The sequence below is a fragment of the Streptomyces sp. M2CJ-2 genome (genome assembly GCF_016757295.1).
Taxonomy (GTDB): domain Bacteria; phylum Actinomycetota; class Actinomycetes; order Streptomycetales; family Streptomycetaceae; genus Streptomyces.
In genome coordinates this window covers 1-19053 of sequence record NZ_JAESIF010000093.1, presented here as the reverse complement: position 1 = coordinate 19053, position 19053 = coordinate 1, and the positions used below count along the sequence as shown (strand labels likewise).

General features: G+C 73.9%; 18 protein-coding genes. 9 read left to right on the top strand and 9 right to left on the bottom strand.

Annotation, left to right across the window (positions count from 1 at the left end; translation table 11 throughout):
* Positions 1-204 precede the first annotated feature (204 nt).
* Positions 205-1320 (bottom strand): ADP-ribosylglycohydrolase family protein, encoded by a 1116-nt coding sequence (locus JL475_RS34870; protein ID WP_202282222.1) that lies wholly within the window; start codon positions 1318-1320, stop codon positions 205-207.
* A gap of 220 nt (positions 1321-1540) precedes the next feature.
* Here JL475_RS34870 and JL475_RS34865 point away from each other — a divergent pair, with 220 nt between their 5' ends.
* The 4 genes from JL475_RS34865 (at position 1541) to JL475_RS34850 (ending at position 3072) form a co-directional block, all read left to right on the top strand.
* Entirely contained in the window at positions 1541-2353 is an 813-nt protein-coding gene (locus JL475_RS34865; RefSeq protein ID WP_202282221.1) for a helix-turn-helix transcriptional regulator, read from the top strand.
* On the top strand, positions 2350-2571 hold the full coding sequence (locus tag JL475_RS34860) for a DUF397 domain-containing protein (RefSeq protein WP_202282216.1): 222 nt from the start codon (positions 2350-2352) through the stop codon (positions 2569-2571). The genes JL475_RS34865 and JL475_RS34860 overlap by 4 nt, the downstream gene beginning before the upstream one ends.
* Positions 2572-2647: 76 nt before the next feature.
* Positions 2648-2845, top strand: coding sequence for a hypothetical protein (locus JL475_RS34855; RefSeq protein ID WP_202282215.1), 198 nt, complete (start codon positions 2648-2650; stop codon positions 2843-2845).
* Positions 2846-2865: 20 nt separating this feature from the next.
* Entirely contained in the window at positions 2866-3072 is a 207-nt protein-coding gene (locus tag JL475_RS34850; RefSeq protein ID WP_307825259.1) for a hypothetical protein, read from the top strand.
* 51 nt (positions 3073-3123) lie between these two features.
* Here the strand turns inward: JL475_RS34850 and JL475_RS34845 are convergent, their stop codons facing one another.
* From JL475_RS34845 to JL475_RS34835, 3 genes are all read right to left on the bottom strand, one after another.
* On the bottom strand, positions 3124-3711 hold the full coding sequence (locus JL475_RS34845; RefSeq protein ID WP_202282214.1) for a L,D-transpeptidase: 588 nt from the start codon (positions 3709-3711) through the stop codon (positions 3124-3126).
* Between the two features lie 149 nt (positions 3712-3860).
* Positions 3861-6446, bottom strand: a complete 2586-nt coding sequence (locus JL475_RS34840; RefSeq protein WP_202282213.1) for a bifunctional FO biosynthesis protein CofGH — start codon at positions 6444-6446, stop codon at positions 3861-3863.
* 89 nt (positions 6447-6535) lie between these two features.
* The gene (locus JL475_RS34835) at positions 6536-7390 is read right to left on the bottom strand and encodes an LLM class F420-dependent oxidoreductase (RefSeq protein ID WP_202282212.1); all 855 of its coding nucleotides are present in this window, start codon (positions 7388-7390) and stop codon (positions 6536-6538) included.
* 287 nt (positions 7391-7677) lie between these two features.
* On the opposite strand from JL475_RS34835, the gene JL475_RS34830 reads away from it, so the two are divergent.
* The 3 genes from JL475_RS34830 (at position 7678) to JL475_RS34820 (ending at position 12804) form a co-directional block, all read left to right on the top strand.
* Positions 7678-9216, top strand: a complete 1539-nt coding sequence (locus JL475_RS34830; protein ID WP_202282211.1) for a CehA/McbA family metallohydrolase — start codon at positions 7678-7680, stop codon at positions 9214-9216.
* A 12-nt stretch (positions 9217-9228) separates the two neighbouring features.
* A complete protein-coding gene (locus tag JL475_RS34825; RefSeq protein ID WP_202282210.1) occupies positions 9229-9654 on the top strand; it encodes a nitroreductase/quinone reductase family protein in 426 nt (141 codons plus the stop codon).
* A 183-nt stretch (positions 9655-9837) separates the two neighbouring features.
* Positions 9838-12804, top strand: coding sequence for a BTAD domain-containing putative transcriptional regulator (locus JL475_RS34820; protein ID WP_202282209.1), 2967 nt, complete (start codon positions 9838-9840; stop codon positions 12802-12804).
* Between the two features lie 82 nt (positions 12805-12886).
* Here JL475_RS34820 and JL475_RS34815 read toward each other — a convergent pair whose 3' ends face one another.
* From JL475_RS34815 to JL475_RS34805, 3 genes are read right to left on the bottom strand one after another with little or no spacing between them, the layout of a single operon-like run.
* A complete protein-coding gene (locus tag JL475_RS34815) occupies positions 12887-13918 on the bottom strand; it encodes an NAD(P)/FAD-dependent oxidoreductase (protein ID WP_202282208.1) in 1032 nt (343 codons plus the stop codon).
* On the bottom strand, positions 13915-14448 hold the full coding sequence (locus JL475_RS34810; RefSeq protein WP_307825258.1) for an isoprenylcysteine carboxylmethyltransferase family protein: 534 nt from the start codon (positions 14446-14448) through the stop codon (positions 13915-13917). Before JL475_RS34810 ends, JL475_RS34815 begins: the two co-directional genes overlap by 4 nt.
* Complete coding sequence (locus tag JL475_RS34805) at positions 14445-15677, bottom strand: type III polyketide synthase (RefSeq protein WP_237409135.1); 1233 nt, start codon at positions 15675-15677, stop codon at positions 14445-14447. The genes JL475_RS34810 and JL475_RS34805 overlap by 4 nt, the downstream gene beginning before the upstream one ends.
* A gap of 37 nt (positions 15678-15714) precedes the next feature.
* Between JL475_RS34805 and JL475_RS34800 the strand changes: the two genes are divergently transcribed.
* Positions 15715-16578 (top strand): UbiA family prenyltransferase, encoded by an 864-nt coding sequence (locus JL475_RS34800; RefSeq protein ID WP_307825257.1) that lies wholly within the window; start codon positions 15715-15717, stop codon positions 16576-16578.
* A 205-nt stretch (positions 16579-16783) separates the two neighbouring features.
* On the top strand, positions 16784-16981 hold the full coding sequence (locus JL475_RS34795) for a hypothetical protein (RefSeq protein ID WP_202282207.1): 198 nt from the start codon (positions 16784-16786) through the stop codon (positions 16979-16981).
* A gap of 124 nt (positions 16982-17105) precedes the next feature.
* Here the strand turns inward: JL475_RS34795 and JL475_RS34790 are convergent, their stop codons facing one another.
* Both JL475_RS34790 and JL475_RS34785 read right to left on the bottom strand, forming a co-directional pair.
* On the bottom strand, positions 17106-17666 hold the full coding sequence (locus JL475_RS34790) for a hypothetical protein (RefSeq protein ID WP_202282206.1): 561 nt from the start codon (positions 17664-17666) through the stop codon (positions 17106-17108).
* Between the two features lie 52 nt (positions 17667-17718).
* Positions 17719-19053 (bottom strand): PQQ-binding-like beta-propeller repeat protein (locus JL475_RS34785; protein ID WP_237409132.1); only part of this gene is annotated, 1335 nt, incomplete at its 5' end.

Here is a 19053-nt window from a genome sequence, read left to right as displayed (position 1 = left end):
CCGTGCGCCGCAACAAGGCGATCGCGGCGGCCGGGGGGACCCCGGAGAAGACCGAGGTCTCGTCCGGGGTGTGACCGGCGGGGTGAAGTTCCCCCGTGATCCCCGTGATCCCCGTGATCCTCGTGATCAAGGGCAGCGGGATGCTGCGAGCCGCGGGGGTGGTCCAGCCGCCGGACGCAGTGCGCCCGCAGGGCCGGCCCCCTGCTATGCCCGGGGGTATCTCGCCAGCCAGGCCGGGGACGAGCCGGCGGGGCTGTGCAGGGCGGGGCCCTGGGTCATCTCCATGGCGAAGTCGTCGGCGAGTTCCAGGATCGTGGGACGGCCCTCCAGTTCGGCCAGCCAGGCCGGCGGGAGGGCCGTCTCGCCGTGCAGGGCGCCCAGCAGCCCGCCGGTCAGCGCGCCGGCCACCGCGCTCGGCCCGTCCTGGTTGACGGCCAGGCACAGTCCGTGCCGTACGTCCTCCCCCACCAGGGCGCAGTACACGGCGGCGGCGAGGAGGCCTTCCGCCGTGCCCGGCCCGGCGAGCTGGGTGACCCGCTCCGGGGTGGGCATCCCCTGCCGCACGGCGCCCAAGGCCTGCTGCAGGGCGTCCGACACCGGCTGGTGCCCCGGCCGGGCGGCCAGCAGCGCGAGCGCCCGCTGCACCGCCGCGTCCAGGCTCTCGCCCCGGGCCAGCCCGTGCACGATCACCGCGTACGCGCCGGCCGCGAGGTAGGCGGTCGGGTGCCCGTGGGTCTGTGCCGCGCACTCCACGGCGAGCTGGGCGACGAGCTGCGGCTCCCAGCCGACGAGCAGCCCGAAGGGCGCCGAGCGGGCCGCCGCCTCGGGCCCCGCCTCACCGGGGTTCTTGGGCGACTCGGGCGTCCCCATGGCCCCGTCCCCGAGCCCCAGCAGCAACGCGCGGGCCGGGGCCCGGCGGGCGTAGAGCCACTCCTCCCGCGCGAGCCAGCCGTCCTCCGCCCGGCGCTCGTCCGGCCCCCAGTCCCGTTGCGTGGTCGCCCAGCGCAGATACGCCCGGTGCAGGTCGGTCGGCGGATGCCAGGCACCGGTGTCGCGCCGTACCTGCGCGCGGATCAGCCCGTCCACGGAGAACAGGGTCATCTGGGTGAGGTGCGTGACGGCCCCGCGCCGGTCGTCGGCGGGGGCGGGACCGGTGATCCCCGCGGCGCCGTGCGCCTTCCGGATCGCGTCGGTGCCCATCCCGTCCACGGGCGCACCCAGGGCGTCCCCGAGGGCGACCCCGAGCAGCGTTCCGCGCACCCGGCTGCGGAAGTCCTGCTGCTCGCGCCGCCCCCACACGGGCCCGGCCGTCGCGTCCACCCAGACCTCCCAGGCCACCGTGCGTACGTGCGACGCCAGCACTGTAACGAACGGGAGTGACCGGTTCGGTGCGCGGAGGGACATGAACACACTGGCCGAAACACCATGATCTGATCACTATTGACCATCCATACCCCTCCCGTCAGCAACTGTCCCTACTCTCCCAGTGGCGAACTACGTCACCAGGAACGAGTAGTCGCATACGTGAGGAGACGACGTGGTGGAGGACGAGGAATCCGCGGCCGTACTCAGGACGGTCGCACGGCAGATCAAGATGTGGCGCGAGGCTGCCGGGCTGACACAGACCGAACTCGGTGCCGCCATCGGGTACAGCGAGGAAATGGTCTCCTGCGTGGAACGCGTACGGAGGATTCCCCAACCCGACTTCCTCGACAAGTCCGACGAGGCCCTCGGCGCGGACGGCAAGCTCTCGGCGATGAAGGAGGACGTGGAGAAGGCCAGGTACCCGAAGAAGGTACGGGACCTGGCCAAGCTGGAGGACGAGGCCGTCGAGATGGGGGCCTACGCCCACGACCACATCCACGGGCTGTTGCAGACGGCGGAGTACGCGCAGGCTCTCTACACCATGCGGCAGCCCGCATACACCGAGGACGAGATCGAACGCCACGTCGCCGCACGCATGGCGCGGAAGGTCGCCTTCGACCGCGTACCCCGGACCACGATCACATTCGTCCAGGAGGAGGTGACCCTGCACCGGCCGATCGGGGGCAGGATGGTACTTCGACAACAGCTCGAACACCTGCTGGAGATCAGCGAGTTGCGGCACGTCGAGATCCAGGTGATGCCTACCGACCGAGAGGAGCACGCGGGCCTGAACGGGTCCTTCCGGGTACTGAAGCTGCGGGACGGCAAGTCACTGGGGTACTCGGCAGGACAGATGCACAGCCGGGTCATCAGTGATCCCCGCGACGTTCAAGTCCTGGAAATGCGCTATGGAATGATCCGGGCACAGGCTCTCTCGCCCCGGGAATCACGGACGTTCATCAAGAAGGTATGGGGAGAACAGACATGACCTCCACTCTGAAGTGGTTCAAGAGCAGCTACAGCGGCAACGACGAGCCCGACTGCATAGAGGTCGCCATATCCCCCGTGTTCGCGGGGGGTGTTGACGCCGGTGTCACCGTCCATGTGCGTGACTCGAAGAACCGGGCCCGTGCCCGGCTCACCGTCACGGGTGGCTCCTGGGCGGAGTTCGTCGGTTTCGCCTCGCGGCGTCGCGATGGCATCTGATCGAGTCGCGCCGCGTCCGCGTGCGGCCGTTCCGCGCACGCTCCACACAGCTTTTCCCTGGGCCCGTCATCTGTCGGTGGACGAGCGGAAGCAGTTCGTGGCCGAACTGCTCGACGCCGTGGACGGCACGCCCCGGCCGGGCCCGCGTGCCGATCTTCACCGAGTCGTCGTCGAATGGCGTGCAACGGCCCGCATCCTCGCCGACCCCGAACTCACCGCACAGCTCACCCGCCGACTGCCGGACGAGGACCACGGCGAGGTGACCGCGCCGTGAGCCCCGAGCGTGGCGACGACATCACCGATCACCTTCCCAGCAGTGGCGCCGGGAGGAGCGACTCGGCGCATCTGGAGTCGGCGGCTCAGCGGCAGATCGAGCGGGATCGGCTGGACGACCTGGTTTCCGCCTTCGAGGAGGCCCACGGGCCCGCGGCCCCGGAGGCGGTGGCGGCCAAGCGCGCCCGGCTCACCGGGGAGGGCTTCGGGACGGGAGCCCTCCCCTGAGCACTGCCGGGCATCCACGCGTGGTGGCCGAGAAGGTCTGAGCTCACACGGTCACTCGACGACCCGGACCGTGGTGCCCGGGGTGCCGAAGGCCCACAGGGCCTTGCCGTCCGCCTTGCCCACGCGGATGCCGCCGGTCGTCCGGCCGTCGGGCGGCGGGGGTGAGGAGCCGTCGACGGCGTTGGAGAAGGCGATGGAGACGCCCGACTTGGCGGCGAAGTAGACGATGTGCTCGACGGCGACGCCGTCGCTGCCGGTCGTGGCCTCGGTGCGGGTGCCGATCGTGTACGTGCCGGGGTCGGGGGAGACCGTGCCCGGCCAGACCTCGAAGGAGCGGCGGGGGGCGTCGCTGGCGTCCACCAGCCACACCTGCTGGTCGTCGAGGGAGTAGACGATCCGGCGGCCGGTGCCCGAGTCGGCCGGGACCGCCTGCGACTCCGCCTCCGCCTCCGCCCCGGTCTCCTTCTCCTTCGGTGCGGCGGACGGTTTCGCGTCCGCCGTCGCCGACGCGCTCGGGCGGCTCGTGGACGCGGTGGGCTTCGGCCCCTGGTCCGCCTGGACGGCCAGGACCGCCACCGCGGCTATCGCCCCCGTGGTCAGCCCGGTCACCCAGGCCCACGAAGGAAGACGGGCAGGCACCGGTACGCATCTCCTCAGCTACGAGAACCCCCTCAGCTCCGGGGCCCGATCATCGTACTGCGACCGGGGCGGGGCAGCGGGGCGGGCCGCCCTCGCCCGGCCCGGCCCTCGCCCGGCCCGGCCCGGCTCCGTGCCGGTCCGCTCCGGTCTCAGTCCAGGACCGGCAGGAGGGCCGGCAGGTGGCCGTCGGAGGCCTGGGCCGCCTGCTGCCGTTCGGCCGGGACCTCGCCGTACAGGGTGGTCCGCGGCTTCGCCGGGCGGCCCGCCGCCTCCGCGACCGCGATCAGGTCCTTGACGGACTTGTAGGAGCCGTAGGAGGAGCCCGCCATGCGGGAGATGGTCTCCTCCATCAGGGTGCCGCCGAGGTCGTTGGCGCCGGAGCGGAGCATGTCCGCCGCGCCCTCCGCGCCCAGTTTGACCCAGCTGGTCTGGATGTTGGGGATGTGCGGGTGCAGCAGGAGGCGGGCCATCGCGGTGACCGCGCGGTTGTCCCGGGTGGTGGGGCCGGGGCGGGCGATGCCGGCCAGGTAGACCGGGGCGTTGGTGTGGATGAAGGGGAGCGTGACGAACTCGGTGAAGCCGCCGGTGCGTTGCTGGATGCCGGCCAGGGTGCGCAGGTGCCCGAGCCAGTGGCGGGGCTGGTCGACGTGGCCGTACATCATCGTCGAGGAGGAGCGGACGCCCAGCTCGTGGGCCGTCTCGACGACCTCGATCCAGGTGGCCGCCGGCAGCTTGCCCTTGGTCAGGATCCAGCGGACCTCGTCGTCGAGGATCTCGGCGGCCGTGCCGGGGATGGAGTCCAGGCCTGCCTCCTTGGCCGCGGTGAGCCACTCACGGACGGACAGGCCGGTGCGGGTGGCGCCGTTGACCACCTCCATCGGGGAGAAGGCGTGCACATGCATGCCGGGGACGCGTTCCTTGACCGCCCGCGCGATGTCGAAGTACGCGGTGCCCGGCAGGTCGGGGTGGATGCCGCCCTGCATGCAGACCTCCACCGCGCCCACGTCCCAGGCCTGCTGGGCGCGGTCGGCCACCTGCTGGAGGGAGAGCGTGTACGCGTCGGCGTCGGTGCGGCGCTGGGCGAAGGCGCAGAAACGGCAGCCGGTGTAACAGACGTTGGTGAAGTTGATGTTGCGGGTGACGATGTAGGTGACGTCGTCGCCGACCGCCGTTCTGCGGACGTCGTCCGCGATCCGGCACAGGGCGTCCAGCGCCGGGCCGTCCGCGTGCAGCAGGGCGAGGGCCTCGTCGTCGGTCAGCCTCGTCGGGTCGTCGGCCGCCCTCGCCAGGGCCTGGCGCACGTCGGTGTCGATGCGCTCGGGCGCCATGCCGGGGACGGCGGCCTCGCGCAGGGCACCCCAGTCGCCGTAGACCTCGTCGAAGTCGTCGCGGCGGTCGGCGGTGCGGCCCTCGGTGTCGATGGTGCGGTGCAGGTCGGTGCGGCCACTGGCCGTGAACACCTCGTCGGGCTCCTGCCAGGGGCGGCCCTCGACCACGGCGTCCGGGAGGGCGAGGCCGGTGGCGGGGTCGGCGAGCGCCGCCACGTGCGGGCGCAGCCGCGGGTCCAGCCAGGGTTCGCCTCGGGTGACGAACTCCGGGTAGACGCAGAGGCGTTCGCGCATCTCGAAGCCGGCCGCCCGGGACTTCTCGGCCAGTTCCTCGATCCGCGGCCAGGGGCGTTCGGGGTTGACGTGGTCGATGGTGAGCGGGGAGACGCCGCCCCAGTCGTCGATGCCGGCCGCGATCAGCCGTCCGTACTCGGAGTCGACGAGGTTGGGCGGGGCCTGGAGGCAGGCGGACGGGCCGAGGACGTGCCGGGCCACAGCCACCGTGGCGACCAGCGCGTCGAGTTCCGCGTCCGGCATGCCGCGCATCGCGGTGTCCGGCTTGGCGCGGAAGTTCTGGACGATCACCTCCTGGATGCCGTGGTGGGCGCGGGAGACCTTCCGCAGGGCGAACAGGGACTCGGCGCGCTCCTCGTACGTCTCGCCGATGCCGATGAGGACGCCCGAGGTGAAGGGGACGGAGGAGCGGCCCGCGTCCTCCAGGACCCGCAGCCGCACGGCCGGTTCCTTGTCCGGGGAGCCGTGGTGCGGGCCGCCGGGCTCGGACCACAGACGGGTCGCGGTGGTCTCCAGCATCATGCCCATCGAGGGCGCGACGGGCTTGAGCCGCTGGAAGTCGGTCCAGGTCAGCACGCCCGGGTTGAGGTGCGGGAGGAGTCCGGTCTCCTCCAGGATGCGGATGGAGATCGCGCGGACGTAGGCGATCGTGTCGTCGTAGCCGTGCGCGTCGAGCCACTCGCGCGCCTCGGGCCAGCGGTCCTCGGGCTTGTCGCCGAGGGTGATGAGGGCTTCCTTGCAGCCGAGGGCGGCGCCCTTGCGGGCGATGTCCAGGACCTCGTCCGGCGACATGAACATCCCGTGCCCGGCCCGGCGCAGCTTGCCGGGCACGGTGACGAAGGTGCAGTAGTGGCACGTGTCCCGGCACAGCCGGGTCAGCGGGACGAAGACACTCTTGGAGTACGTGATGACCCCGGGCCGGCCCGCCGCCCGAAGGCCCGCGTCCCTCACCCGGGCGGCCGAGGCGCACAGGTCCTCCAGCTGCTCGCCGCGCGCCTGGAGCAGGACGGCCGCCTCGGACACGTCGAGGGAGACGCCGTCACGGGCCCGCTTGAGGGCGCGACGCAGGGAGCTCTCGGTCGGGCCGGTTCCGGAGGTCGCGGATGTCGTCATTCCTTGAGCATACGTTCGGGGTGATCAGGGCAAAGGGGGGGCCGGGGCCCTCCTCCCGGCCCGCTGCCCACCGGCCGTCACGGGGACCGTCACGTGCCGTCGACGAACGGCTGGTAGGCGTCCAGGGCCCGCAGCACTCCCGCCTCGCCCTCCGGCGGCAGTTGCACCACGACCTCCTCGATGCCGAGCTCGGCGAAGCGGGCGAGCTTGCCCTCACTGGGCTGGACGGCGTACGGGACGACCTGGAGGGCGCCGGGGTCGCGGCCGGCGTCGGCCCAGGCGGTGCGCAGCCGGGGCACCGCCTCGGACAGGCCGCGCCCGCCGATCGGCATCCAGCCGTCGGCGTACTCGCAGATGTGCGCGAACAGCTTCGGCCCGGCCATACCGCCGACCAGTGTGCGCGGACCGACGACGGGACCGCGCGGCTTCTGCACCGGCTTGGGGTGCGCGAAGCTGGCCCGGACGCTGTTGAACTTCCCGTTGTACGCGGTCGGTTCCTCCGTCCACAGCGACCGCATCAGGCCCATCCGGTCCCGGACCAGCTCCCGTCGCGTACGCCATTCCACCCCGTGGTCGGCGGCTTCCTCGACGTTCCAGCCGAAGCCGAGCCCGAGGGTGAACCGGCCGCCGGAGAGGTGGTCGAGGGTCGCGATCTGCTTGGCCAGGTCGATCGGGTCGTGCTGCGCGGCGAGCGTGATGCCGGTGCCGACGCCGAGCCGCTCGGTGACGGCCGCGGCCTGCGCGAGCGCGACGTAGGGGTCCAGGGTGCGGCTGTACTCCCGGGGCAGGTCGCCGCCCGCCGGGTAGGGGCTGGTCCGCTCGACGGGGATGTGCGTGTGCTCGGGCAGATACAGCCCGGCGAAGCCGCGCTGCTCCAGCTCACGGGCGATCCGGGTCGGGGTGATCGTCTCGTCGGTGAGGAAGATCGTGACGGCGATGCGCATGAGCGGCCCTTTCGTACGCGGACGACGGACCCATCAATACCCGGGCCCGGACCTCGTGTCCATACCGACCGGTCGGAACACCGGGGCGGACGCGGCGGGGCGGGAGGGCCCGCGACAGGGGCCCGCGACAGGGGATCCGACGACGAGCGGTCTCCGTCGCTGAATCCGCTGATTCCCTTCCCTTGCACGGCAGTTCACCGCTCGATATCAGTGCGGTACCGCACCACCCCTGCACCCCGTGCCCTGTCATCCGCCCCGTCATCCCACGACACCCTGGGAGCAGCAGCATGTGCGAGGAGCACCGGAGCGGGATCGGCCGGCGTGCCGTCTTCCTGACGGGAGCCGCCGCCGCGCTTACGTTGGGGAGCGTGAGCTTCGCTTCCGCGGCCGGCCGCGGCGAACAGGAGACGAGGACGGTGCGCGGCACCCTCCCGCCGGGCGCCCCCGACTTCGTCTACGTCCCCGTCGAAGTGCCGGAGGGCGTACGGGAGATCAGGGTCGCCCACACCTACGACAGACCGTCCGTCCCGGCCGGGACCGCGGGCAACGCCCTCGACGTCGGGATCTTCGACGAGCGCGGCACCGAGCTGGGCGGCGAGGGCTTCCGGGGCTGGTCGGGCGGGGCCCGGACGGAGTTCTTCCTGCGCGCGGACGACGCCACCCCCGGCTATCTGCCCGGCCCGGTGCGGGAGGGCACCTGGCACATCGCGCTGGGCCCGTACACCGTGGCCCCGCAGGGACTGTCGTACGAGATCACCGTCACGCTGACCTACGGGGAGCCCGGGGAGACGGTCCGGCCGGTGTATCCGCCCGAGCGGGCGAAGGGGCGCGGGCGGGCCTGGTACCGGGGCGACTGCCATCTGCACTCCTGGCACTCCGACGGTCGTCGCACCCCGGCCGAGATCGCGGCGCTCGCGCGGGCGGCGGGGCTGGACTTCATCAACAGTTCGGAGCACAACACCCATTCCGCGCACGCTCATTGGGCGGATGCCGCCGGGGACGACCTGCTGGTGCTGCTGGGCGAGGAGGTCACCACCCGCAACGGGCACGTCGTCGCGCTCGGCACGGACCCCGGCACCTTCGTCGACTGGCGCTACCGGGCCCGCGACAACCGGTTCGGCCGGTTCGCCCGCCGGGTCCGCGGCGCCGGGGGCCTGGTCGTGCCGGCGCACCCGCACGCCACCTGCGTCGGCTGCAACTGGAAGTTCGGCTTCGGCGAGGCGGACGCCGTGGAGGTGTGGAACGGCCCCTGGACGCCCGACGACGAGGTGGCCCTGGCCGACTGGGACGGCATGCTCGTCGCCTCGGTGCGGGGCGGGCGGCTCTCCCCCGACGGGCGGGGCGGCCGGGGCTGGATCCCGGCGATGGGCAACAGCGACGCCCACCGGGATCCGGACGTCGTCGGCCACCCGCAGACCGTCGTCCTCGCCGACGAGTTGTCCCGCCGGGCCGTCCAGGAGGGCATCCGCGCGGGCCGCTCGTACGTCGCCGAGTCCGCACGCGTCTCCGTCGCCTTCACGGCCTCCGGCGGGCGGGGCGAACACGCCGGTATCGGGGAGCGGTTGGCCGTGGACCGGGACACGCCGGTCACCGTCCGCCTGGAGGCCCGCGGCGCCCCGCGCTGCACGGTCCGCCTCGTCACCGACCAGGGCGTCCTGCACACCGGTGCCCCGCTGCCGGTGTCCGGCTCGGGTGTCGTCGAGTGGCGGACCACCCCGTCGTACGCCGCCTACGTCCGCGCCGAGCTGCGGCACGAGACAGCGGCCGGCCCGCTGCCGGGCGTCCCGGCCGCGTTGACCAACCCGATCTTCCTGGGTCGCCGGTAGGCTCGCCGCACCATGAGCCGTCACGCCGAACGCAAGTACCGGGCCGTCTCCGCCCTCCAGCACCGGATCGTCAACCCCCTCATGCGCCGCTCCCCCCTGCAGACCCTCCTGGAGACCACGGGCCGCGTCTCCGGCCTGCCCCGGCGCACTCCGGTGGGCGGGCGGCGGGTCGGGGACTCGTTCTGGCTGGTGTCGGAGTTCGGCGAGCGGTCCCAGTACGTGCGCAACATCCGCGCGGACCCCCGGGTGCGGGTCCGCGTCCGGGGCCGCTGGCACACCGGCACCGCCCACCCGCTGCCCGAGGACGACCCGGTCGCCCGGCTGCGCGCCCTGCCGCGCATGAACAGCGCGGCGGTACGGGCGGTGGGGGCGGGACTGCTGACGGTACGGGTCGACCTGGACGACCGAGGCGGACGACACCACCCCTCACCCACCTGACGGGGCGTCAACCACGAGAGCCGGGAACGGTTCCGGCGACATCCACGCGCACGTGCACGCAGAAGATGTGGGGACCTTGTGGACCCGTGCGCGCCGCCGTGTGATCGCCGTCTCGCACGGCTGACGCATTCGCCACGGACAAGGCAGACTGGCGTGGTTGTTCAGGATCCGTAGGGGGACTCCATGGAGGGTGCACCGCGAGTGCCGGAGCAGGGACGTCCCGGTTCGCCGACGGCACCGCCCGGGCCGCCGGTGCTGCGCTTCAGTGTGCTCGGACCGGTGCGCGCCTGGCGCGGCGGCGAGCCCGTCAGCACCGGCAGCCCTCAGCAACGCGCCCTGCTCGCCGCGCTGTTGCTCCGCGGGGGCCGTACGGCCACGGCGGCCGAGCTGATCGACGCCCTGTGGGGCGAGGAGCCGCCCTCGCAGGCGCTGGCGGCGCTGCGCACGTACGCGTCCCGGCTGCGGAAGGTGCTGGACCCCGGGGTCCTGGTCAGCGAGTCCGGGGGATACGCGGTGCGCGGGCCGGGCGAGGGCGCGCTGGACGCCGAGGTGGCGCAGCGGCTGGCCGCCGAGGCGGAGCGGGCGAAGCACGCCGGGGACCTGTGCACGGCCCGCGGGCTGCTGGACCGTGCCCTCGCGCTCTGGGACGGCGAGACGCTGGCGGGCGTACCGGGCCCGTACGCCCAGGCCCAGCGGGTGCGGCTGGAGGAGTGGCGCCTGCAACTCGTCGAGACCCGGCTGGACATGGACCTGGAGCAGGGCTGCCACGCGGAGGCCGTCTCGGAGTTGACGGCGCTCACGGCGGCCCACCCGCTGCGCGAACGCCTGCGCGAGCTGCTGATGCTGGCGCTGTACCGCAGCGGACGCCAGGCCGAGGCGCTGGCGGTGTACGCGGACACGCGGCGGCTGCTCGCCGACGAGCTGGGCGTGGACCCGCGGCCCGGCCTGCGGGAACTCCAGCAGCGCATCCTCCAGGCGGACCCCCACCTGGCGGAGCCCTCCTCCCCCGCGCCGCCCGAGCCCGCCGCCGCTCCGGTCCGTCCCGCACAACTTCCGGCCACCGTGCCGGACTTCACCGGTCGCGCGTCCTTCGTACGCGAACTCGGCGCGATCCTCGCCTCGGCCGAGGGCCGGGTGATGGCGGTGTCCGCGCTGGCCGGGATAGGCGGCGTCGGCAAGACGACCCTCGCGGTGCACGTCGCCCACCAGGCGCGGGCCGGCTTCCCCGACGGCCAGCTGTACGTCGACCTGCAGGGCGCGGGGCAGCGGGCGGCCGAGCCCGATGCGGTGCTCGGTACCTTCCTGCGCGCCCTCGGCACCGCCGACTCCGCCGTCCCCGACTCGCTCGAGGAACGGGCGGCGCTGTACCGGTCCGTCCTGGACGGCCGCAGAGTGCTGGTGCTGCTGGACAACGCGCGGGACGCCGCCCAGGTGCGCCCCCTCCTGCCGGGCACGGAGGGCTGCGCGGCCCTGGTGACGTCCCGGGTGCGGATGGTGGACCTGGCCGGCGCCCACCTGGTCGACCTGGACGTGATGTCCCCGGACGAGGCGCTGGCCCTGTTCACGAAGATCGTCGGCGAGGAGCGGGTGGCGTCGGAGCGCGAGGCGGCGCTGGACGTCGTGGCGGCCTGCGGTTTCCTCCCGCTGGCCATCCGGATAGCGGCCTCCCGGCTGGCGGCGCGCCGCACCTGGACCGTCTCGGTGCTGGCGGCCAAGCTCGCCGACGAACGCCGCCGCCTGGACGAGCTGCAGGCCGGCGACCTCGCCGTGAAGGCCACCTTCGAACTCGGTTACGGCCAGCTGGAGCCGGCCCAGGCCCGCGCCTTCCGCCTCCTCGGCCTGGCCGACGGCCCGGACATCTCCCTGGCGGCAGCGGCGGCGGTCCTCGACCTCCCGGCGGACGACACGGAGGACCTCCTGGAGTCCCTGGTGGACACCTCCCTGCTGGAGTCCGCGGCACACGGCCGTTACCGGCTGCACGACCTGGTCCGCCTCTACGCGCGTGCGTGCGCCGAACGCGACGAGCACCCCCCGGGCGAGCGCACCGCCGCCCTGTCCCGCCTCCTGGACTTCTATCTGGCGACGGCGGCGGGCGTGTACGCGATCGAGCGGCCCGGGGACCGGCTGGTGGACCATCTGGCCGCCACCGACCATCCCGGGCTGCGTTTCCCCGACCGGGGGCCGGCGCGGGACTGGCTCTACACGGAGGCGAACTGCCTGCTGTCCTTCGCCCGGCAGTGCGCCGACCGGCCGGACACCCTGCGCCGGAGCATCGACCTGCTGTGGGCGGCGCTCGACCTGTCGGAGTCGGGGGCCAACTCCAAGGAGTACGAGTTCACGGCGCGGACCCTGCTGGAGGCGGCCCGGAAGGTCGGCGTCGCGCAGGTGGAGGCCCGGGCGCTGATGACCCTGGCGCACGCGCACCTCGACGGCGGCCGGTTCGACCTGGCCGACGAGGAGGCCGAGCAGGTCGTCCGCCTCGCACGGCGGGCCGACGACCTGCTGCCCGTGTGCTGGGCGCACAACGCCCGCGGCGTGATCGCGCTCTACCAGGGCCGTACCGCGGCCGGCGAGGAGCACCTCTCCCACGCCCTCACGCACTTCCGGACGCTGGGCGACCGCCCCGGTGAGGCCAGCGCGCTCTGCAACCTCTCGCGGATCCGGCTGGCCACCGGCAGCACGGACAGCGCCGTGGCACTCGCGCAGCAGGGCATGGAGATCTACGACGCCATGGGCAACTCCATGCGCGGTGCGAACGGCCGGTACGCGCTGGGCATGGCCCTCACCCAGAGCCACCGCCTCGTCGACGCGGCCGACCGGCTCCTCGAGGCGCTGGAGGTCTTCCGGGACAGCCGGCAACGGCTGTGGGAGGGCATGACCCTGTTCCGCCTGGCGGAGGTCGACATCGCGGGGCAGCGCTACGCCCCGGCCGCGGCGAACGCGGAGATGGCGCTGACGGTGCTGCGCGGCATCGGCGGGCAGTGGCGGCGCGGCAACGTCCTGACGGTGCTGGGGCACGCCCTCACCGGCGTCGGCCACACGGGCCGCGCCCGTGTCTGCTGGGAGGAGGCCGTGCGCATCTACGAGGCGCTGGGCTCACCGGAGGCCACGGCGGTACGCGCGCTGCTGACTCCCGTCGAGGCCGCCTGAGCGTTCGTCGGCCGCGGGTGGCGGCGCCGCGTGGCGCGGGCCGCCGTCGGGGCGCGCGGCGCGCGCAGGGAGACGGCCGGGCTCACGCCAGGGCGTTCACCGCTGCGGCGAAGAGGTGGGGCAGGCGGGTGGCCGCGGGGGTGATGCGAGGGGCCAGGGCGGGGTGTTGGCGGGCTCTGACCAGGAGGTCGGTCAGGAGGCGGTGGCGGCGGGTGGCTCGTCTCCAGTCGGTCTCGTAGTGGCCCGGGGTGCCCCGGCGTACGTTGGCGACCAGGGCCTCGGCGCCGGTGAGGGCGTGGGTGACGCCCTCACCGGTCAGCGCGTCGATGTAGCCGGCGGCGTCGCCGACCAGCAGGACCCGGCCGTGGACCCGGGTGCGGGCTCGCTGGCGCAGCGGGCCGGCGCCGCGCACCGCGGTGACGGCCGCCTGCGCGGGGAGACGGGCGGCGAGTTCGGGGAACGTCCTCAGGTGGGTGGTGAAGGGGGCCCGCCGGGCGGTCAGGAGGGCGACGCCCACGAGGGCGGGGCCGAGCGGGGTGACGTAGGCCTCCGCGTGGGGCCCCCAGTGGACTTCGACGTAGGGGGACCAGGGGGGCACCGCGTAGTGGCGGCGCAGGCCGTAACGGGGGGTCCCCGTGGTGCGCACGTCCAGGTCGAGGGAGCGGCGGACGGGCGAGTGCAGGCCGTCGGCGGCGATCAGCCAGCGGGCGCGCAGGCCGGTGCCGGGGACGGTCACGCCCGTGGTGTCCTGCCGTACTTCCCCCACCCTCAGGGGCAGTACGGGCACTCCCGCGTCCAGGACCGCCCGGTGCAGGGCGTCGTGCAGGCCGGTGCGGCGGGCGCCGAGGCCGGGGCCGCGCCGGAAGGCGGCCTGGACCCGGCGGGGGCCCTGGACGTAACGGATGCCGGTGATGGGGTGGCCGGGGACGTCCAGGCCGAGGGCGGTGAGCGCGCGGACGGCACCGGGCATCAGGCCCTCGCCGCACGCCTTGTCGACCGGGGCCCGGCGGGGCTCGGCGACGACGGCGTCGAGTCCGGCGCGCGCGGCGTGCAGGGCGGTGGCGAGGCCGGCGGGTCCGCCCCCGACGATCAGCAGGTCGTGGAGGCCGTTCACGCGGGGACCGCCTGAGTGAGGGCCGTGTTCTCGCAGCGGATCCGGACCGTGAGCAGCAGCGCGTTGGCGAGGGTGAACGCCGTCGCGGTCAGCCATGCGGAGTGCACCAGGGGCAGCGCGACGATCTCCACGACGACCGCGACGTAGTTGGGGTGGCGCAGGAGACGGTAGGGGCCCTCCCCGACCAGGCGTGCTCCGGGGACGACGATGACGCGGGTGTTCCAGTAAGGGCCGAGGGTGGTGACGCACCACCAGCGCAGGGCCTGGGCCAGTACGGCGAGCGCCAGCATGGGCAGGCCGAGAGCGGGCAGGAACGGCCGGCCGGCGACGAGCACGGGTTCGAGCAGGCAGCACGCGAGCAGGCCCGTGTGCAGGGCGACCATGACGGGGTAGTGGCCGCGGCCGTGCTCCACACCGGCGCGGGCGAGGGTCCAGGCCGCGTTGCGCCGGGCGACGACGAGTTCGGCGACGCGCTCGGCGGCGACGGCGAGGACCAGGAGTACGTACCACCACTGCACGGGGGCGCTCACCAGCGCAGCAGGACGAGTTCGGAGCAGAAGCCCGGGCCCATCGCCAGGAGCAGGCCCCAGGTGCCGGGGTCGGGGCGGCGGGCCTCCAGGGTGCTCTGCAGGATGTGCAGGACCGAGACCGAGGACATGTTCCCCGCCGTCGCGAGGGAGCGCCGCGCGGACTCCAGGGCGTCGCCGGGCAGGCCGAGGGCGTCGGTGACGGCGGAGAGGACCTTGGGGCCTCCCGGATGGCACACCCAGGTTCCGATGTCGTCGGTGGTGAGGCCGTGTTCCGCGAGGAAGGCGCGCACGTGCCGGCCGAGGTGGTCGCGGACGACGCCGGGCACCCCGGCGTCGATCACCACGCGGAAGCCGCCGGCTCCGATGTCCCACCCGAGGAGTGGTGCGGTGTCCGGGTAGAGGTGGCTGCGTGTGGCGACGACCGAGGGGGCGGGGCCGGCCGTGTCCGGTCCACCGTTGTTCCTCCCGCCGTCGCTCCCCCTCCCGTCGGCGCTGCCCGCGCCGCGTGCGACGAGTGCCGCCGCGCCGTCGCCGAACAGGGCGCCGGCGACCAGGTTGGCGCGGCGGTCGTCACGGTGCTGGAGCGTCAGCGAGCACAGTTCGACGGTGAGCAGCACCGCGGTGTCGTCGGGGTGACCGCGCAGGTGGTCGTGCACCCTCGCGAGGCCGGCGGCGCCCGCCACACAGCCCAGGCCGAAGACCGGAAGTCGCTTGACGTCGGGCCGCAGCCCCACGCGCCCCGCCAGCCGGGCGTCGAGCGAGGGGGCGGCGACGCCGGTGATGGAGGCGCACACCAGCAGGTCGACGTCGGCCGGTGCGAGCCCCGCCTTCCTCAGCGCGCCGGTGAGGGCTTCCTCACCCAGTTCGAGGCCGACCGCCAGCCAGGCGTCGTTGCGCAGCCCGAAGTCCCTCAGACCGGCGTACCGCTCGATCGGCAGGGCGAGGTGCCGGGTGTGTACGCCCGCGGACGCGTGCAGACGGCGCAGTACGGCGCGGTCCGCGCCCGGGAGCAGGCACAGGTCGCCGATCGGCTCGGTCAGGTCGGCCTGGGCGTACCGGTGCGGCGGCAGCGCGGTGTGGACGGCGGCGATCGCAGAGGTCGCGGTCGCCGCGGACGGCTCGGTCGTCGCGCTCGTCGCGGTCGTCCGGCGCGGGACGGCGGGCGGGGAGGTCGAGGAAGTCGGGGAGGAGACATGGTCGGCGATCAGGGGGACACGCATGTCGGTCATGCCTCCCCCGCGTCGGCTGCCTGATTACCTTGCGTACGTGTCTCTCCACCCGTCCGGGGCCCTCCGACGCTCGACGCGCCGGGTCCCGGTGTTGCTGCGTTCCTGCCATCCGGAGCCGACGGTCGCCGTGACGGTGTTCGTGACCGCTCTGGCCGTGGCGGCGGGCCGCGGGCCGTCGGGATCGGCGGCGGTGGGTGCGGCGGTGCTGGCCGGTCAGCTCTCGGTGGGCTGGTGCAACGACGCCGTCGACGCGCGGCGCGACACGGACTGCGGACGGGGTGACAAACCGGTCGCCACCGGCACGCTCCCGCCGCAGGTGGCGGCCGCCGCCGCGGGGACGGCCCTGGCGCTGTGCGTACCGTTGTCGCTGCTGAGCGGCCTCGTGGCGGGTGCGGTGCACCTCACGGGCGTGGCCGCGGGCTGGGCCTACAACCTGCGGTGGAAGCACACGGTGCTCTCGCCGCTGCCCTACGCCGTGGGCTTCGGCTCGCTGCCGGCCTTCGTCGTTCTCGGTCTGCCGTCGCCGTCCCGGCCCGCGTGGTGGGCGGTGGCGGCAGGGGCGCTGCTGGGTGTGGGGGCGCACCTGGTGAACGTGCTTCCGGACATCGAGGACGACCTGGCGACCGGCGTACGCGGACTGCCGCAACGGCTGGGCCGCCCGGTCTGCCGGTGGCTGGCTCCGTGCGTGATGTCGGCGGCCGTGCTGGTGGTCGTCGCGGGGCCGCCCGGGGCGGTGGGGAGGCCGGGGTGGGCGCTGGGGGCGGCGGGCGGGATCGTCGCGGTCGCGGGCACGGCGGTACCGTCGGCGGACCGGAGCCGGTGGCCGTTCCGGGCGGCGGTCGTGGTGGCCGGGACGGCCGTGGCGCAGCTCCTGCTCCGGGGCTCGGACATGGCTTCTTGACGCCGGCGTTCATCATTCGTTTATCGCCGGGCGCCATCGTGGAGTCAGTCGATCCGTCGCGTCGGGGGGCAGACGAATCGTCACCGAAGGCCGCTGTACCGGCCCACCAGGGTCGAGCGGCTGAAAGGCCCGTCCGGTCGTCCTCGGGGGAATGCCCGGGCGGGCCTCATGACGACGAACACCACACAGGGGAGACCGAAGAATCATGAGTGACGAGCAGGTCGTCAAGCCGCAGGACATCCACGCCACCTCGGAGCCGCTCGACCCGAAGAGCGCGGACCCCAAGGCCCCTGAGGCAGAGGCCGGCGGCGCGACCACCCAGGGCGACATCCACGCCACGGACGAGCCCCTGGAGACCAAGGACATCCACGCCACGTCGGAGCCGTTCAAGCCGACCCGGTAGACCGCACCCGCACGGGGAGACAGCTGGGCCGCGACGGCGCGGAGGGGGAGCCGTCGCGGCCCAGCCGTGTGCGCACGCCTCGTCCGCCGGCCCCGGGACGTGCGCGGGGCCGGGGCCGAGCGGGTCAGCGGGTGGCCGGGGCGTACAGGTCGGGGTCGCAGGCGGAAACCCGGGCGGCGCGTTTGCGGTCGCCGCCGACCTTCACCCGCGCGGTCGCCGTACCGTCGGCGGCCACGGCGACCTGCTGCGCCGAGGAGGCGACCGCGCGCCCGGCCCTGTCCTCGAAGTCGACGATGACGCTGAAGACGCCGTCGACGGTGTTGGGGTTGGTGACCCGGACGGTCGCGTACGGGGCTTTCTTCGAGGCGCAGCTCAGCAGTTCCACGGTCGCGTCCCGCAGGGACGAGGACGAGCCCCCGCTGCTCCCGCCGGTGCTGCTGTCGCCTGTGTCGGTGCCGTTGTCGTAGTAACCGTCGTCATCGTCATCGTCATCGTCGTCGTGGTCGCGGTGGCTTCCGCCGCCGGACTTCGGCGACGAGTCGTGGTTCTGCGACGAGCTGCTGCACCCGCCACCGCCGTCCCCGCCACCGCGGCTGTGACCGCGGCCGGTCGAGAAGCCGGTGAGGGTGAGGACGACCAGCGCCGCCACCGCTGTGAGCTTGAGAGTGTTCCCCCGTGACTGCATGCCCGGCAGGCTAGCCAGCCTCTGTCACGAGCACGTCACCACCTGTCGACCGTCACGTCGTACGTGCCGTGCCCGTCCCCTTCTCCGCGTCCAGGGCGTAGACGCAGCGGTCCTTGCTGCACGCGTAGACGACGCCGTCCCGGACGACCGGGGAGCCGGTGATCTCGCCACCGGTCGCCAGTTTCCATCTCAGGCGGCCGTCGTCGGCCTTCAGCGTGTAGAGCAGGTGGTCCGTGGAGCCGAAGTGGATGCGGCCCTCGGCGACCGCGGGGGCGCCCACGATGTCGCCGCCGGCCTGGAAGCGCCACTTGGGCGTGCCGGTGACGGCGTCCAGTGTGTAGAGGCCCTTGCCGCTGCCGACGTGGACGTGGCCCGCGGCGACCAGGACCGGTTCGATCGAGGCGCGGGCCTCGGTGGCGATGCGCCAGCGGTCACGGCCGTCGGTGGCGTCGAGGGCGTAGACCGTGCCGAGGTAGTCGGCGAGGTAGACGCCTCCGCCGGTGACCGCCGGACCGGAGACGAAGGTGGGCTGCGAGAGGAAGACCGCGGGCGCCTCGAAGTGCCAGCGGACGTGCCCGCCGACGACGTCCAGGGCGAGGACGCGGGTGCCCGCGGAGACGTACACGTGCCCGTCGGAGGCGTGGGTGAGGCGGACCGGGACGCCGCCGCAGGAGGCCACGTCGCCGATGGGGTACGACCAGCGCTCGTCGCCCGTGCGGGCGTCCAGGGCGCGCAGGCGGGCGTCCTGCCAGACGTAGACCGTCCCGTCGTGGACGGCGGGGCCGGCCTCCGGGGTCTCGAAGTCGGTCTGGCAGCCGGTGGCCTCCCACAGCTTCTGACCGGTGGACGCCTCCCACGCCTGGACGCCGCCGCCCCGGGTGCCGGTGACGACGGTGCCGTGGTCGGCCTGGAGGGAGTACACCCAGGCGTCCGTGGACAGCCGCCACAGATCGCCGCCCTCACGGGCGTCCAGGGCGAACAGGGTGGGGCCGTCGGATGCGTGGATACGGCCGTCAGCGACCGCCATCGACCAGGCGACGTCCCGGGTCTTGAACCGGCGGCGGCCGGTGGCCACGTCGAGGGCGTGCACCTCGAAGGAGGTGACGTAGACGAGGTCGTCGGCGACGGACGGGGTGCCCCAGACGTCGTTGGACATCCGGAAACGCCACGGCCGCCAGCCGCTCGGCTGCTCCGGCGGCAGGGGCGGCACGGGCGGCGCCACGGTCGCGGGGACGGCGGGGTCGGCGCCGTTGACGCCGGGGCGGGGCTTGGACCAGGAGGCGGCGAGGGCGGCCTCCGGCGGGGGCGCCTTGACGGCGGCGGCGCGGACGTCGGCGACGCGCGGGCCGGGGCCGATGGGCACCGAGGCGCCGGCCAGGAACGAGTT

What these genes read in the sequence shown, in the direction of transcription:
- JL475_RS34840 (WP_202282213.1), bottom strand. Translation starts at nt 6,446, where the DNA reads ATGACGACATCCGCGACCTCCGGAACCGGCCCGACCGAGAGCTCCCTG.
- JL475_RS34830 (WP_202282211.1), top strand. Translation starts at nt 7,678, where the DNA reads ATGTGCGAGGAGCACCGGAGCGGGATCGGCCGGCGTGCCGTCTTCCTG.
- JL475_RS34825 (WP_202282210.1), top strand. Translation starts at nt 9,229, where the DNA reads ATGAGCCGTCACGCCGAACGCAAGTACCGGGCCGTCTCCGCCCTCCAG.
- JL475_RS34835 (WP_202282212.1), bottom strand. Translation starts at nt 7,390, where the DNA reads ATGCGCATCGCCGTCACGATCTTCCTCACCGACGAGACGATCACCCCG.
- JL475_RS34805 (WP_237409135.1), bottom strand. Translation starts at nt 15,677, where the DNA reads ATGACCGACATGCGTGTCCCCCTGATCGCCGACCATGTCTCCTCCCCG.
- JL475_RS34820 (WP_202282209.1), top strand. Translation starts at nt 9,838, where the DNA reads ATGGAGGGTGCACCGCGAGTGCCGGAGCAGGGACGTCCCGGTTCGCCG.
- JL475_RS34795 (WP_202282207.1), top strand. Translation starts at nt 16,784, where the DNA reads ATGAGTGACGAGCAGGTCGTCAAGCCGCAGGACATCCACGCCACCTCG.
- JL475_RS34860 (WP_202282216.1), top strand. Translation starts at nt 2,350, where the DNA reads ATGACCTCCACTCTGAAGTGGTTCAAGAGCAGCTACAGCGGCAACGAC.
- JL475_RS34790 (WP_202282206.1), bottom strand. Translation starts at nt 17,666, where the DNA reads ATGCAGTCACGGGGGAACACTCTCAAGCTCACAGCGGTGGCGGCGCTG.